Annotated in this window: 13 protein-coding genes and 2 tRNA genes; 1 reads left to right on the top strand and 14 read right to left on the bottom strand. The window is 50.3% G+C overall.

Features of this window, described 5'->3' with window-relative positions; genetic code table 11:
- Positions 1-2 precede the first annotated feature (2 nt).
- The 12 genes from ACMP1L_RS03085 to ACMP1L_RS03030 all read right to left on the bottom strand — a co-directional run bounded on the left by ACMP1L_RS03085 (position 3) and on the right by ACMP1L_RS03030 (position 11,957).
- The gene (locus tag ACMP1L_RS03085; protein ID WP_118733327.1) at positions 3-1,025 is read right to left on the bottom strand and encodes a transglutaminase-like domain-containing protein; all 1,023 of its coding nucleotides are present in this window, start codon (positions 1,023-1,025) and stop codon (positions 3-5) included.
- 31 nt (positions 1,026-1,056) lie between these two features.
- On the bottom strand, positions 1,057-1,797 hold the full coding sequence (rlmB, locus tag ACMP1L_RS03080; protein ID WP_118733326.1) for a 23S rRNA (guanosine(2251)-2'-O)-methyltransferase RlmB: 741 nt from the start codon (positions 1,795-1,797) through the stop codon (positions 1,057-1,059).
- Entirely contained in the window at positions 1,794-2,234 is a 441-nt protein-coding gene (locus tag ACMP1L_RS03075; RefSeq protein ID WP_118733325.1) for a Mini-ribonuclease 3, read from the bottom strand. Before ACMP1L_RS03075 ends, rlmB begins: the two co-directional genes overlap by 4 nt.
- Complete coding sequence (gene cysS / locus ACMP1L_RS03070; protein WP_418451984.1) at positions 2,219-3,628, bottom strand: cysteine--tRNA ligase; 1,410 nt, start codon at positions 3,626-3,628, stop codon at positions 2,219-2,221. The genes ACMP1L_RS03075 and cysS overlap by 16 nt, the downstream gene beginning before the upstream one ends.
- Before the next feature lie 46 nt (positions 3,629-3,674).
- Positions 3,675-4,250, bottom strand: a complete 576-nt coding sequence (gene ispF, locus ACMP1L_RS03065; protein ID WP_177303302.1) for a 2-C-methyl-D-erythritol 2,4-cyclodiphosphate synthase — start codon at positions 4,248-4,250, stop codon at positions 3,675-3,677.
- A 23-nt stretch (positions 4,251-4,273) separates the two neighbouring features.
- Positions 4,274-5,200, bottom strand: coding sequence for a diacylglycerol/lipid kinase family protein (locus ACMP1L_RS03060; RefSeq protein ID WP_177303301.1), 927 nt, complete (start codon positions 5,198-5,200; stop codon positions 4,274-4,276).
- Positions 5,201-5,363: 163 nt separating this feature from the next.
- Entirely contained in the window at positions 5,364-6,020 is a 657-nt protein-coding gene (locus ACMP1L_RS03055; RefSeq protein WP_118733321.1) for a phosphatase PAP2 family protein, read from the bottom strand.
- A gap of 151 nt (positions 6,021-6,171) precedes the next feature.
- A tRNA-Met gene (locus ACMP1L_RS03050) sits at positions 6,172-6,245 on the bottom strand.
- Between the two features lie 14 nt (positions 6,246-6,259).
- Positions 6,260-6,332: transfer RNA gene (locus tag ACMP1L_RS03045), tRNA-Val, on the bottom strand.
- Between the two features lie 100 nt (positions 6,333-6,432).
- Complete coding sequence (locus ACMP1L_RS03040; protein WP_418451983.1) at positions 6,433-7,245, bottom strand: tetratricopeptide repeat protein; 813 nt, start codon at positions 7,243-7,245, stop codon at positions 6,433-6,435.
- The gene (locus tag ACMP1L_RS03035) at positions 7,242-8,468 is read right to left on the bottom strand and encodes a DUF5716 family protein (RefSeq protein ID WP_418451982.1); all 1,227 of its coding nucleotides are present in this window, start codon (positions 8,466-8,468) and stop codon (positions 7,242-7,244) included. The genes ACMP1L_RS03040 and ACMP1L_RS03035 overlap by 4 nt, the downstream gene beginning before the upstream one ends.
- Before the next feature lie 9 nt (positions 8,469-8,477).
- Entirely contained in the window at positions 8,478-11,957 is a 3,480-nt protein-coding gene (locus ACMP1L_RS03030; RefSeq protein ID WP_418451981.1) for a DUF5717 family protein, read from the bottom strand.
- 116 nt (positions 11,958-12,073) lie between these two features.
- Here ACMP1L_RS03030 and ACMP1L_RS03025 point away from each other — a divergent pair, with 116 nt between their 5' ends.
- The gene (locus tag ACMP1L_RS03025) at positions 12,074-12,604 is read left to right on the top strand and encodes a DUF4364 family protein (protein WP_118733317.1); all 531 of its coding nucleotides are present in this window, start codon (positions 12,074-12,076) and stop codon (positions 12,602-12,604) included.
- 31 nt (positions 12,605-12,635) lie between these two features.
- Here ACMP1L_RS03025 and galE read toward each other — a convergent pair whose 3' ends face one another.
- Entirely contained in the window at positions 12,636-13,661 is a 1,026-nt protein-coding gene (galE, locus tag ACMP1L_RS03020) for a UDP-glucose 4-epimerase GalE (RefSeq protein WP_118733316.1), read from the bottom strand.
- Positions 13,662-13,781: 120 nt separating this feature from the next.
- Entirely contained in the window at positions 13,782-14,429 is a 648-nt protein-coding gene (gene sigK, locus ACMP1L_RS03015) for an RNA polymerase sporulation sigma factor SigK (protein WP_177303295.1), read from the bottom strand.
- Between the last annotated feature and the right edge of the window lie 70 nt (positions 14,430-14,499).

The following is a 14,499-nucleotide window of genomic DNA, read 5'->3' as shown; positions in this document are numbered from 1 at the left end:
TCTTAATAGGTATATTTCGCCTGATAATTGGATCCGTTTCCAATGTACTGCCGGATAGACTCACTCTGTCCTCCTGAGGAAGCAAAGGTCGGGTCCATCAGAGACCAGTTGTGTCCGTCAAAGTAAATGAAGTTATCGACCCAGCCGATATTATCGATGTAAACATTGACCCATGCGTGATACAGCCCGCCGCTGTAGCCGATAACCAGTTTCGTCGGGATATCCTGAGAACGCAGCATTGCTGTCATCAGAGCTGCATAGTCAAAGCATATGCCTGTTTTCTGCGCCAGCACCTGGTCCACATTCGGAAGATAACCACTCTGTACCGAAGCAGCCTTGGCAGTGTCGTAGGTAATGTTGTTGATCACATAATTGTATACATTGGTGACCACGCCGATCGCATCTGCCGCAGAAGCCGCCAGCTCCGCGCCCTTGTTTACCGCAGCGCTTCCGTTTGAAAAGTTTACATACTGGTTCGGAGTTAAGAACGGTGCGAACTCATCCGCCAGACTGACCGATATATCCTGACTCATGACCTGGGCGTACTGGTTTCCGCTGACATTCTCAAAAATCTTGATCCTGTAGGTTCCGTTACCCTCTGTGAACGGGAACACCTCATAAGCATCCCGGGCATTCAGATCATAAGTATATGTGGTAGACTTGGCAATCTGGATCTTGATGCGGCTCTGTCCGCCGGTATACTTGATCATGACATAGCCATTGGAGGTATTGGAAGCATCGATCGTGGCACGGCCATTGCCATATGTCACACTGCCGCTTGCCACCGGAGTACGAACATCACTGCCGGCCGGCTTCTGATAAAGCGGTACTGCCTCGTCCTCAATGACTGCCAGTGTCTCTGCCGAATCCTCCACTCCCAAAGTTTCTGCTGCTTCCGAAGCGGAAGTTTCCTGCACCTTATCAGAATGCTCTGTGCCTGCCGGGGCACTGTTTCCTGCGCACCCGTAAAGCACTGCCGCAGTCAGAAGCACTGCAGTGCTGGTCCTGATGCTTTTTTTCTTCATCACAAACGCCTTCCTTTCCGGACTCCGTTTCTCAGTTCAGGCGCTGTCTCACAATCTCGTAAGCCAGCACACCGGCTGCCACCGAAGCATTTAAGGAGTCAATATCGCCTTTCATCGGAATGGATGCGATCATGTCACATTTTTCCCGGATCAGTTTGCCAACTCCGTTTCCTTCATTTCCAATGACCAGACCGATCGGTCCCTTCAGATTCAGACGGTACATGACTTCACCGCCCATATCCGCGCAGACAAACCAGAGGCCGCGTTTCTTTAAATCTTCCATGGTCTTGACCAGGTTCGTAACCTTTGCCACAGGTGTATAATTCAAAGCACCTGCGGAGGTCTTTGCTACTGTAGCGGTAAGACCTGCTGCCCGATGCTTCGGGATGATGACACCATGTGCGCCTGCCAGGTTCGCCGTACGGATGATCGCCCCAAGGTTATGCGGATCCTCAATGCCATCCAGCAGGAAGATAAACGGCGGTTCGCCCTTCTCCTCTGCTGCCTTTAAGATATCCTCCACCTCTGCGTACTCATAAGCTGCGGCATGGGCAATGACACCCTGATGCTTTCCGGTCTCGGACATCTGGTCCAGACGCTCTCTCGGCACAAAGCTGATGATGGTGTCTGCTTTTCTTGCTTCGCGGACAATGCTCTGGATGGGGCCATCCTTGCAGCCGTCCTGCACAAACAGCTTGTCAATGGTCTTTCCGGAACGGAATGCCTCCAGTACGGCATTCCTTCCTTCTATAGTCAGTTCTTCATATCTCATGAAAGTTCTCCAATCTTTTCGAGTCCGTCCCGGATCAGCTCCAGAAGACGGTTATGCTGTGCCTGCAGGTACAGATACCCTATCAGAGCTTCAAAGCCGGTAGCCATGCGGTAATCGATCATGGTAGCATGCTTGGCTGTAGTCGCGGACTTTGCGTTTCTTCCGCGTTTGTATACAGCCAGTTCCTCCTCCGTCAGATCATCCTGGATTGCTTTGATGATGTTGGCCTGGGTCTCTGCTTTTACCAGACTGGCACTTTTTTTATGCATCTTGTTGACCTGCATGCTGCCGTGGTTGATGACCTTCGTACGGATCAGCAGCTCATAGACTGCGTCTCCGATGTAGGCAAGTACTAACGGCGAGTAGGTCCGCGGATCCACCGTTTCCAGCTTCAGTGCCTTTGCGATGGCCTCCTCGATTTTTATGCTCTCTTCCATTTTACACCCTCTCTGGTATCTTCCAGCACGATGCCCATATCCAGAAGTTTCTGGCGGATCTCGTCGGCCAGGGCAAAATTCTTTTCTTTTCTCGCCTGCTGTCTTGCAGCGATCAGCTCCTCAACCTCGCTGTCAAGCACCTCCGCCTTGCGCTCTGTGATGATACCAAGAACATCGGAAAGTTTTTCGATGGTTCCTGCAAGCAGTTCTGCGTATGCCCTGGTGCTCTCCTCATTTGCTGTGCTGTTGGCCAGCTTTACCAGCTCAAAGATCGCGGAAACAGCATCTGCGGTATTGAAGTCATCATCCATAGCTGCCTCGAATTTTGCGACCAGCTCGTCCACGTTCTTCTTATTCTCCTGCTCTTCCTCAGTCAGCGCGTCGCCGGACACCTTGTTAAGAAGCTCTTTTAAGCGTTCTGCGCAGGTGATGATGCGCTCCAGTCCGTTTTTGGAAGCCTCCATAAGCTCTGCGCTGAAGTTGATCGGGCTGCGGTAATGCGCACTCAGCATGAAGAAGCGCAGCACCTGCAGATCATATTTCTCACCGATTTCACGGACGGTAAAGAAATTTCCGAGGGATTTGGACATCTTCTTGTTGTCGATATTTAAGAAGCCGTTGTGCATCCAGTAATTTGCGAAGGTCTTGCCGTTGGCTGCCTCAGACTGCGCGATCTCATTCTCGTGATGCGGGAAGATAAGGTCCTCACCGCCTGCATGGATATCGATCTGCTCACCCAGGTACTTCTTGGACATGACAGAGCACTCAATATGCCAGCCAGGACGGCCCTGGCACCATGGGGACTCCCAGTACGGCTCGCCTTCTTTTTTCGGCTTCCAGAGAACAAAATCGGACGGATCCTCCTTGTTTTCCTCACCGGTTACCTTCAGTTCACGAAAGCCTGACATCATTTCATCCAGGTTCTTATGGGAAAGCTTACCGTAGCCCTTGAAGGATTTTGTACGGAAATATACCGTACCGTCTGCTGCCACATAAGCATGCCCCTTGTCGATGAGGATCTGGATCATCTCCAGCATGCCGCCGATCTCCTGGGTTGCCTGTGGATGGGTGGTAGCCGGTTTTACGTTCATGTCGGCCATATCTTTTTTGCACTCTGCGATGTAGCGCTGGGAAATGGTGTCTGCATCTACCCCTTCCTCGATGGCTTTCTTGATGATCTTGTCATCCACGTCGGTGAAGTTGGAAACGTAATTAACATCGTAGCCTTTGTACTCAAAGTAACGGCGAACCGTATCAAAAATGATCATCGGACGCGCGTTTCCGATATGGATGAAGTTGTACACAGTCGGGCCGCATACATACATCTTTACCTTTCCAGGCTCTAACGGCACAAATTCTTCTTTTCTTCTGGTCAGTGTATTAAAAATCTTCATGTTATTCCTCCTTGTATTCCCCCCGTTCAGGGCTGTTTTCTTTCCTTTATGATTCTGCGTTTTTGCTGCCGCAACACCCCGGGCAGCCGCCGCAGCCGCCGCTGTAGGCGTCATCCCGGTACGCCATGCGGTCATCTGCCGCAAAGTCGCGCATGTGGGAAAGCAGGGTGATGGCCTGGGAAGAAATGCCCTCACCACTTCCGGTGAAGCCCAGCCCCTCCTCCGTAGTTGCCTTGACGCTCACCTGGTTTAACTCCAGATGCAGTGCCCCGGCAATATTTTCTGCCATCTGCGGCCGGTACGCCGCAAGCTTTGGCCGCTGGGCAATGATCGTGGCATCAATGTTCTCAATGACGTAACCCTCTGCCTCCAGAAGTGCTCCGACTTCCTTTAAGAGGGCTATACTGGATATTCCTTTATATTTTGGATCGGTATCCGGAAAATGCTGGCCGATATCTCCCAGCGCGGCTGCTCCCAGAAGGGCGTCCATAACTGCATGAACTAATACATCCGCGTCGGAATGCCCCAGAAGGCCCTTCTCATAAGGGACGGTAACTCCGCCCAGAATCAGATCACGTCCTTCTACCAGCTTATGGACATCGTATCCCTGTCCGATTCGCATAGTTGTTCTCTCCTTTATTAAGATCATTGCAGGATCATGCGGAGCTTTTTCTTGACACAGCGTACCCGCACTTCCTCCTGACAAAAACAGTTTTCTCCGTCCGCATGGACCGGCATCGGCTGGTCCACATGGATCACAGCCTCTTTGCAGCGATAAAAATGCACACCGCGCCGTCTGCCAAGATGTCCCCTGTAGGCATCAAACAAAACAGGGAACAGCCGAAGCTTGGAAGCTGTATGTGCCACGCAAAGTTCCAGTTCTCCATCATCACACACCGCCCTGGGAGCAAACAGGAAACCTCCGCCCTCACTGCCGTGATTATGCACGGAAACAAAATAAATATGGTTAAATTCTATACGCCGGACTCCGTCCAGGATCAGGTACCCACGCGAGGCCTTTGCGGTTACAAGCTGTTTGAGTCCCGCCAGGACATAGCGTCCTCTTCCAGGGATCTGTCGCAGACCTCCTCTTCCGTTCTTATCCAGAAGACGGTGGCAGACTGCAGCGTCAAACCCAATACCACTGCTGACCATAAAGCGGCTGTAAACCGGTTCCTCGTCCTCATAAGAAAGGATACCGTAATCCACCCTGCAGATCTCCGCAGGATTCAGGATGCGTTTCAGACACTTTCCGGGCTTTCCCGACAGCTTCAGCCCACGGGCCAGGTCATTGCCGTAACCAGTAGGAATATAGCCAAACGTCAGACGTTCACTGATGGCAAGGCCGTTTAAGACTTCATTCACGGTGCCGTCTCCCCCCACTGCCACGATCGTTGCCGGCTCCTGCATGTCTGCAGTCAGCGCAGCCGCTATACGTCTGGCATCGCCGGGTTCTTCCGTCTGGTAGGCCTCATACCGGATTCCGGATCTGATGATCTGGCGTTCCAGTTTTCTCCATATTTTTTCTCCCCGCCCGCCATGGGCGTTCGGGTTTACGATAAAATAGTACATGGGCACCTCCCGCATTTGTAACTGCAAAGCAGTTACCCATACATTATTACCTATAAGTATATCATAAAACCCAAAAATCTCCTACGGAATTTTGTATAAAAATAGATTCAATTCCGACAATCAAAAAAGAATGTGCCTTGGCACATTCTTTTTCATTTATTTTTTAACCGGTAACCTTCTGTCTTTCCGCTCTATGGCTAAGTACATAGGCATTGCCATATACAAACTGGTACATGACGTAAGCCAGCACCATGGCACCGGTGACATCGACCACCGAATGCTGTTTCAAAAATACAGTGGACATGCAGATAGCCACCATGATGATAAATGAGCTCCGGCGGACCCATTTGTGATTTCTCAGGCGTTCGCTGTTCATAACACTGATATGGACCCCTAACGAATTATATACATGAATGCTTGGAAATACATTGGCCGGTGTATCACTGTTATGGATCATCTGTACCAGATAGCAGAAAACATTCTTGTTCGGATCCACCTCCACACGCAGGTCTGTGCCATTCGGATAGAAGGTGCAGATCATCATGCTGATGGTCATACCGATAAACAGGAAGGTACACAACCGGAAATAATCCTGCTTATCTGTAAAAAAGAAATACAGAACTGCGCCGGAAACATAAAAAAACCAGATCATGTAAGGAACGATAAAGTACTCACTAAACGGAATCACATCGTCCAATGCCACATGCATGATCTTGTAATTGTCCGTGATCACGCTCTCCAGCCAGAAGAAATATGGAAGATACAAAAGAATGTAGCCGCAGACCCAGATATGTCCGTATTTTTTTAACAGTTTCTTCACTTGACTTTCCTTTCAAAACGTTTCATTCAGCTTTTTCGGATTATAACACACTCATTTTCAGGTTACAAGGGATTTTAGAAAAATTTAGTATATAAAAACAGATTCAGGAAAACAAAAAGAAGTTCCGGAAAATCCAGAACTTCAGTTAAAGTAGCGGAAGGGAGATTTGAACTCTCGACACCACGGGTATGAACCGTGTGCTCTAGCCAACTGAGCTATTCCGCCATATTCGGTTTATATGGGGCCTATAGGGCTCGAACCTATGACCCTCTGCTTGTAAGGCAGATGCTCTCCCAGCTGAGCTAAGACCCCATATTACGTCTCAAGATGTCTCACTTGCGACTGCTCCGATAGTTTACCTTGTTTTTTCCGATATGTCAAGCATTATTTTACATTTCTTTCTATTTTTTGCTTATATCATGGCGCGGTATTCACTTTTCCAGGTTTCCACCAGTTTCCGGGCAGCCTTTTCTCCATCCTCTGCCCCATTGCAAAACCAGGTTTCCACCTGCTTTACCTGGTCAGACTGTGCCGCTTTTTCCCTGGCAGCCAGGAACTGCTCCTCCCACGCATTCCGCTCCTCCTGCGTGATGACTGCACGGAAGCGCTCTCCTAACGCGATGCGGCTGTCCAGCTTTTCAATCCAGTAAAGGCTCCTCAAGCACTCACGGCTGCCGCTCCGGTTATAGGCCTTTTCATAGGCTTCGGCAGCTCTGGCAAACAGGAACATGCGGCCGTAGCAGGCACCCAGATTATTCCAGACAGCGGCAGCCAGCTCATCCGATCCCGTCTCCTCCTGCAGATCATCCAGGATTTCCTGATAAAGCCGGACTGCCTTTCCGTACTGGCGCATACCAAACAATGCGTCTGCCTTAAGCTTTTTCATCTCCGCAGGCAGCTGTTTCCGGTAGCCGCTTAAGGTCTGCCTGTACTCCGATATCTCGTTCTGGGAATAATAATCGCTTTCCTGAAGGAGAAAGATCAGCATTTCATCCGGATCTTCCCCGCTTTTTTTCCAGTTTTCCAGCTTCAGGGCCAGAAATCCCATATTCAGTTCCTCCCGCAGAAAATCCAGCAGGCGTTCATTGACCAGACAATCCATTACCAGAAGCGGATAATGGTAGATCACATAGGCCAGCTCCTGGGAAGAATACATATGCATTCCCAGAAAACTCACGTAATATGGATTTTTCACTTTTTCCGATCTGCATAATCTCAAACTCATAGCATAACCTCTTGTACAACTTTAGCTCCCGTAGCTGGGAACAATTCCCCGAAACCAAGATCGGTCAGAACGATCCGCATCGTCTTTTCATCCAGGAAGGAAACCTCCACCCGTACCCTCGTAGTCTTTTCCGGACGTTTCGGAAAATTCTCCAGCATCAGCGTGACCGTCCTCTTCTTTTTGGAATCAAACGGCGTGATTTCAAGTTCCACTGCATTCTGCTTCTCCGGGATCACCTCCAGCATACCTCCGCTCTCTCTCCAACTGTCTCCGGCAGCCGCCAGCGTTACCGCAGTGTCCTGGCCCTTATGCAGCACCTGCATGGTAACAGAAGCTTTCAGGTGTCCCTCACAGATCATCGCATACGGGTAGGAAGTCTGTGGACGGAGATGGTCTGCGGCGCACAGGGCTGCACCCTTGGCAAACACGGCTGTCTCCATATAGACACGGCGTTTTGTGCAGAGCAGCTTCATGAAATCTTCGGCCCACTCCCGCTTTTCAAACCCTTTTCCCATCAGAAAGACCGCAGAATACAGCTTCCGCTGCATCAGCCGTTCCGCACAGGTACAGAGAATCTTATCTCCCAGCTTTGCCCCGGACGGAGTTTCCAGGATATCCAGGCTGAAGCTTTCCTCTATCCGCTCAAACTCAGCTAAAACCGCATTCTGCTTCAACCCCCGCTGTACTTTCAGTTCATAGTAGCGCAGCTCCTGCTCGGACAGATCAAACAACCCGACGTTTCCGCTCCAGATTTCTTTTTTCTGGCTGAGCATATAGTAGATCAGACCTTCCGTATGCCCGATGACGCGTATACGGGCCCGGTCCACACCAAGCTTTTCTCCGCAGGAATACAGCGCCTCTGTCAGGCGTTCATCCAGGCTGCGCACGGTAAACACCAGCTCCTGAAAGCCGGCTTCCGTGCCCAGATTTTTCTGAACCTGCCAAAGTACCCGTTCCAGGAACCGTTCCAGAAGCTCCACAGCGGTATAGCGGATGCCTTCCAGTGTCGCAGTGCCTTCTTTTAAAACCAGCTTTACCAGTTTATCCGTCAGGCTTCCTTCGCCTCTTAAGGTCTGGGCATAAGCATCTTCCCCTACCGACCAGGTGCCGGAAACCTTGTGACGGCAGAGTACCGTGGGAAAGGTCCATGTTTTCTCTTCATCATTGCAGTTTACCTGCGTATATTCATCGCACAGGTCTATGCCTGCTACCAATTCATTCATATCGTTCCTCTATGTTAATGTAAACAGAGACTCCATGGCAGCATGATCCGTCATGTACTTCTCCATCTTTTCTTTAAGCTTCTGCCCATCTTTTTCAGCAAAACAGCGGCTCATGTCGTTAAGCGCCGCAAACCGGCTCAGCTGGCTGTTTGTCTGGGAACCGTCGTAGGAAAGCCGTCCCTCATCCGTCTTCTTTCCTCCGTCTGTTCCGTTTTCATATACCTCATATTCCAGCACCTCTCCCTCAAACAGAACATGCTGATGGATGTAAATGCCGGGATATACCTTCACAAACTCTGCGTTGTGGCTTGCCTCCTCTCCCGGAAGCACCCGGATTTTCAGCTGAGGCCTTATCTCCCTGCTGCCCCGGTACTCAATGGTGATCTGGTCCATCACGGAATCCGGCATCGGAATATGGCGTCCAAGCTGGTGAAAATATGCAAAGATCCGGCCTTCCTCCAGAAGCTCCTCCACCATGGCAGCGGCCAGTTCTTTTTGTTTTCCGGTCAGCGCCTCCTGCTGACTGTACCACAGGGTCAGCGCAAGCAGATAAATGGTAGGGATCCGTTTTTTATCCGCAGTTTCCTGAACTGCGTCTTCCAGATAGGTAAATACCAGATCCTTTGTCGGACGGTTTTTCAGGAAATAATCACAGGACTTCATAGTGAAATAAGCCCTGGACACCAGGTCACTGACCTGCTTTCCGCTCCTGTAGCAGTCATACACCGGATCCAGATATTCTGTCTCACCGCTAAACATCATCTGTGCCAGAAGACGCTCCGGAAGATCGTAAAGCTCCACATGCTCTGCCTCACTCTGCATGAGAAGTCTGTACATCTGCTCCGAAGTTCCGTTAAAGTGCTCGCACAGATAGTCCAGCACAGCTCCATCCCACTGATTCTCTGTAAAAAGCTCCCAGGAGAGCTTTAACAGGGTATCGTCCGATTCCGGCTGATGTTTTAAGATCATCTGACTGCACAGCTCCAGAAGCTCCTGTTCCTTTGCACCGCTCCAGCCAAATTCCTTTACTATGGAAAAGGCTTCCGGAACGTTTCCCGAAAGGATCAGCATACGGATCAGCTTTCCCCGTTTCTCCCGCGACAGCATTTCCGGCTTCAGCTGGTTCCGGTAATCCAGAACAGCTGCCGTATTCTCCTCCACGTTCTGACGCCGGCTGTCATAATCCAGCAGGCTTTCCAGCAGCTTTTCCCGGAATAAAGGATGCAGGTTCAGTTCCGTCAGCCCCCGCCTTAAAACGCGGCGGTCTGTCATGCTCTGCGGGTCATCCTTCACAATTGCGCTGCAGCGTTCCAGAAGAAGCATAGGCTGCTCCGGAGAGATATCGTAACAGCGTTCCTCCAGTTCTTTGCTGTTTTCCATCATAGCCTGCTGTTTCCGGTAGGAAACATCCGTATAACGATTTCCGTATTCATCCTGGAACAAAAGAACCGGATGACTGGAAAAAAGCGGCGCATAAGCCACGCTGTCCCTGACCACGAACACATCCTCACGGTCCAGTTCCTCATAGCATACCACAACATAACGGATTCTTTTGTCAGATACCGTAATCCGATAAGATTTTAGGATAGCCGGAAGCACCCGGGCCACCTGCTCATCGATCATTTCTTTATATAATACATGCTGATACAGCGTCACCAGACGGCTGTTCACACGGGAACGCAGAAGCTGTTCCATGGTAAACTGTTCGATGTCCCGCTCATACTGCCGGTACAGCGTAGATTCCGGATTCATAAATCTCACAATATTGCCGTACAGCACCTCACGGTTAGCCGTGTCCATGGATTTCTCGTAGGAGAAATATAAAAGCACCTCTTTCGGGAGCAGATACGGATAATCCTCAGGAAGCGCATACAGGTAATATTCGTACAGGCGGGTCAGGCTGATGCCCTCCTCCAGTGCTTTTTTATACCAGTGAAAATATTTTTTATCGCGGCAGTCCGCCTTGATCAGGATGCTGCAGACTGCGTTCAGGATCTCCGGTTCCGGATACTGCTGATACAGCATCATAAAGAATCGCAGGAGCAGCTTTCCTCCATACTTTTTTGAGGGGGCAAATCCTGCAGTCCTGCAGGCAAAAGCTTGATCCATCAGCTTCCGCTTCGCAGCAAACATCAGCACCTGCACTTCAAAATCAGAAAGTCCTGTGAGAAGCTCCGGACACTGCTGATACAGTTTCCACACCCTGACATACAGGTACGGACTACGGCTTCCGTTCTCAAATTCCAAACGGAGCTCTGCCAGATTCCCGTCCTCTTTTTCAGACTCCGCGTTCTGGTCTTCTTCACTCAGCTGGTTCAGCAGATAACGGTGAAGCTGCTCATATTCCGGGCGGTATTTCCGCACCGCTGCCGCCTCTTCCTGACTGCTTTTAAGGAGCTCCTTTGCGCCTTCTGCATCTCCCTCCAGAATCAGAAGATCTGCCTGATACAGACTCACCGCGAGGCTCTCGCCATACTGGCTGCGGATGACTTCCAGCTGTTGCTTCAGCTGATTCAGCATCAGTGCCTCCCCGTATAGTCCAAGCTCGTATTCCAGACGCAGCTCCAGATATTTGCCGACAGCTTCGCGCCGGCCATATCCCGCGCGGTTTTTCAGCTCTTCACCTGTCAGGACCTCCACCGGAACACAGATTCTCTGACGCATGGACGTGATCCAGACTGCTCCGAGATTTCGACCCTGATGAAGATGCATTCCGTCAATGCGGTAAAGGATCTCACAATGGTCATCCTGAAAATCTGCTTCTGTAAATACCGTCTGCGGCAGATTGATAAAATCTCCGTCCGCATGCACCTCAAACCGCACATGTCCCCAGGTACTGCGATCCACGCGGATAACACCGCCCGTGCCTGTCTGTGGGTTTTCCAGGCTGCGCACCGCGGTGTCTATCTTTAATTCCACCGGCTTTTTCACGTTCATGCCGATCAGAAACTCTTCCAGTTCACACTGACGGTCCGGCCTTCCCTTTAAGCCATCATACAGCGCCCGGACATGAAGATCCTGTAAAAACGGCGCTTCCGTAAAATCCCGGTACTCAAACAGACGTTTTGCAAACTCTCCGTCAGCCTGCACCAGCCTTGCAAAATCTTCCGGCTGCTTTAGCCCTGCCAGGATCTTTCCTACCGGATCCGGCTCCACGGCAAAAGAATATGGCAGCTTTTTTTCGCCGCCATTGGTCACCAGCTCAAATACTCCCTCGATTTTATCTCCGTCTGACAAGGTACGGCAGTCCACCTCATAAAAGATACGGTTCCGGTTTCCCCCGAAAGAATTTCCCAGCACCCGCACACACGGATGAGAGGAATATACCAGACCTTTCACAAAGCAGCCATAACGGTCTGCCACATAAAGTTCTTTTCTGCATACCTGCCCGGCTGTCACCGTGCCCTCACAGGTTTCCGGAAGGATAAGGATCTCCGGAACTTCCGCATCCACGATGCCTTTTGCCAGTCGGTTAATTTTTTCTCTCATAGTACCCTCTTATTTTTTGTCATACATGGCATTAGTTTAGCATAATTTCACTTGATTTAAAAGGTTTAAATTGGTATGATTAATAAAAACTTGTAGAATGAAAGAGGTCCGTTTCCATGTTGTCTGAACCGATGACACTGTACAAACTGATGAATTTATATATGCTCAAAAAAGTGAATTTCCCGCTGACCAACGCACAGCTGACAGATTTTTTCCTGCAGCATGAATATGCCAGCTACTTTACGCTCCAGCAGGCTCTTGGGGAGCTGAAGGATTCCGGACTCATTCACGCCGAGTCCACCCACAGCACCACCCGCTATGAGATCACCAGGGAGGGGGAGGAAACCTTAACCTTTTTTGAGAATAACATTTCCCCGGCCATCATCGAGGATATGGACACCTATTTAAAAGAAAACCGTCTCCGGCTGCGCAACGAGGTCAGCCTGGTTTCCGACTACTACAAGTCCACCAGCCAGGATTACATCGTTCACTGCGAGGTGCGGGAAGGCCGTTCGCCTCTCATTGAGCTGAACTTATCGGTTCCGGACCGTGAACAGGCCGCTGCCATGAGCTCCCGCTGGGAACATAAAAGCAAAGAAATCTATTCCTTTATTATGAAATCTTTAATGAGCGAAGAGGAGACCTGACCGGTCTCCTCTTCTTTGTTTTTTGTTTTGATTATTTCTCATCATATCCGTTCGGATTGTTCTTCTGCCATCTCCAGGAATCCTCACACATCTCCCGGATACCGTATTTTGCCTTCCAGCCAAGCTCCCGCTCTGCCTTGGAGGAATCTGCGTAACACTGCGGCACATCGCCTGCGCGGCGCTCCTTAAAGACATAGTTGATTTTTAAGTTGTTGGCCTCCTCAAAGGCATTGATGACATCTAACACGCTATAGCCAACACCGGTTCCCAGATTGTAGATCCAGACTCCGCCCTGCTCCTTTGACAGCTTGTCCAGGGCCTTTACATGACCGTCTGCCAGGTCTACAACGTGGATGTAGTCACGGACGCAGGTTCCGTCCGGAGTGTCGTAGTCATTGCCAAAGACGCCAAGACATACCAGCTTGCCCACAGCCACCTGCGTGATATACGGGAGCAGATTGTTCGGGATACCCTTCGGGTTCTCTCCGATACGGCCGGATTTATGAGCTCCGATCGGGTTAAAGTAACGTAAGAGCATCACCTTCCATTCCGGATCTGCAGTATGAAGGTCAGTCAGGATCTGCTCGAGCATGCCCTTGGTGCGTCCGTAAGGATTGGTGATCTCACCCTTCGGACATTCCTCGGTGATCGGAACAAATGCAGGATTGCCGTATACAGTTGCGGAAGAACTGAACACAATGCTCTTGCAGCCGTGACGGCGCATCACATCGCAGAGGATCAGGGTTCCGGTAATGTTGTTGTGATAATATTCCAATGGCTTGTATACAGACTCACCAACAGCCTTTAAGCCTGCAAAATGAATGACCGCGTCTATTTTTTCATTCTGGAACACAGAATCCAGTGCCGGCTCGTCCAGAAGATCTACCTCGTAAAAGGTCAGCTTCTTTCCGGTGATCTCCTCCACACGGTTTAAGGATTCCCGGCAGGAATTGCAGAGGTTGTCCACGACAACCACATCGTAGCCGGCATTTAAAAGTTCAACGCAGGTGTGGCTTCCGATATAGCCGGCACCGCCTGTAACTAAAATTGTAGACATAATAACGCCCTCCTTTGGCTGATGGTTCTTCTTTCACAGGTCCGCTGCCTGTAAAACCAAATGCTTTCCCATACATTATATATGGGAAAGCACCTGAACACAATGCAATTTTCTTGCGATTTATGTGATTATTATTTCATTCTGTGCTGTTTCCAAATGCTCACCCAGTTTTTTCAGTGCCCGCTTCTCAATCCTGGATACATAGGATCGGGAAATACCAAGCTGCCCGGCGATTTCTCTCTGGGTACAGGGCTTCACCCCGAAAAGGCCATAACGCAGCTTCACCACCGACTGTTCCTGGGGCTTTAAGCAGCATGAAAAGGCTTCGTACAGCTCCCGGATATCCTGATCCAGGATCAGATTTTCCAGCACCTCTTTTGTCTCCAGCTCAATGACATCTACCAGGCTGACCGATTCCCCGTCTTTATCCACTCCGATCGGCTCAAACAGCGACACCTCCCGGCTGTATTTCTTTCCGGCACGGAACATCATAAGGATTTCATTCTCGATGCACTTTGCCGCATAGGTAGCCAGGCGGCTTCCCCGTTCCGGGTGAAAGGTATTCACCGCCTTGATCAGACCAATGGTCCCCACCGAAAGCAGATCATCCTGTTCATAATCCGTTCCCTGATATTTCTTGGCCACATGTGCCACCAGCCTCAAATTCCGTTCGATCAGGATATCACGTGCCTCGCGGTCCCCCTCCTGTAAGCGTTCCAGGCAGGCCCGTTCCTCTCCAGGTGTCAACGGCTTTGGAAATGTCTGCAAAGAAAAAGCCACCCTGAAGCTTTCTTATGATAGTTTATGCTTCGGTAGCTTTTCCAGTGCGCAGGTGGCG

This window comes from Ventrimonas sp. (assembly GCF_048380235.1).
Lineage (GTDB): Bacteria > Bacillota > Clostridia > Lachnospirales > Lachnospiraceae > Brotaphodocola.
This window is presented reverse-complemented; position numbering and strand designations above follow the sequence as displayed.

What these genes read in the sequence shown, in the direction of transcription:
- ACMP1L_RS03085 (WP_118733327.1), bottom strand. Translation starts at nt 1,025, where the DNA reads ATGAAGAAAAAAAGCATCAGGACCAGCACTGCAGTGCTTCTGACTGCG.
- rlmB (WP_118733326.1), bottom strand. Translation starts at nt 1,797, where the DNA reads ATGAGATATGAAGAACTGACTATAGAAGGAAGGAATGCCGTACTGGAG.
- ACMP1L_RS03075 (WP_118733325.1), bottom strand. Translation starts at nt 2,234, where the DNA reads ATGGAAGAGAGCATAAAAATCGAGGAGGCCATCGCAAAGGCACTGAAG.
- cysS (WP_418451984.1), bottom strand. Translation starts at nt 3,628, where the DNA reads ATGAAGATTTTTAATACACTGACCAGAAGAAAAGAAGAATTTGTGCCG.
- ispF (WP_177303302.1), bottom strand. Translation starts at nt 4,250, where the DNA reads ATGCGAATCGGACAGGGATACGATGTCCATAAGCTGGTAGAAGGACGT.
- ACMP1L_RS03060 (WP_177303301.1), bottom strand. Translation starts at nt 5,200, where the DNA reads ATGTACTATTTTATCGTAAACCCGAACGCCCATGGCGGGCGGGGAGAA.
- ACMP1L_RS03040 (WP_418451983.1), bottom strand. Translation starts at nt 7,245, where the DNA reads ATGAGTTTGAGATTATGCAGATCGGAAAAAGTGAAAAATCCATATTAC.
- ACMP1L_RS03035 (WP_418451982.1), bottom strand. Translation starts at nt 8,468, where the DNA reads ATGAATGAATTGGTAGCAGGCATAGACCTGTGCGATGAATATACGCAG.
- ACMP1L_RS03030 (WP_418451981.1), bottom strand. Translation starts at nt 11,957, where the DNA reads ATGAGAGAAAAAATTAACCGACTGGCAAAAGGCATCGTGGATGCGGAA.
- ACMP1L_RS03025 (WP_118733317.1), top strand. Translation starts at nt 12,074, where the DNA reads ATGTTGTCTGAACCGATGACACTGTACAAACTGATGAATTTATATATG.
- galE (WP_118733316.1), bottom strand. Translation starts at nt 13,661, where the DNA reads ATGTCTACAATTTTAGTTACAGGCGGTGCCGGCTATATCGGAAGCCAC.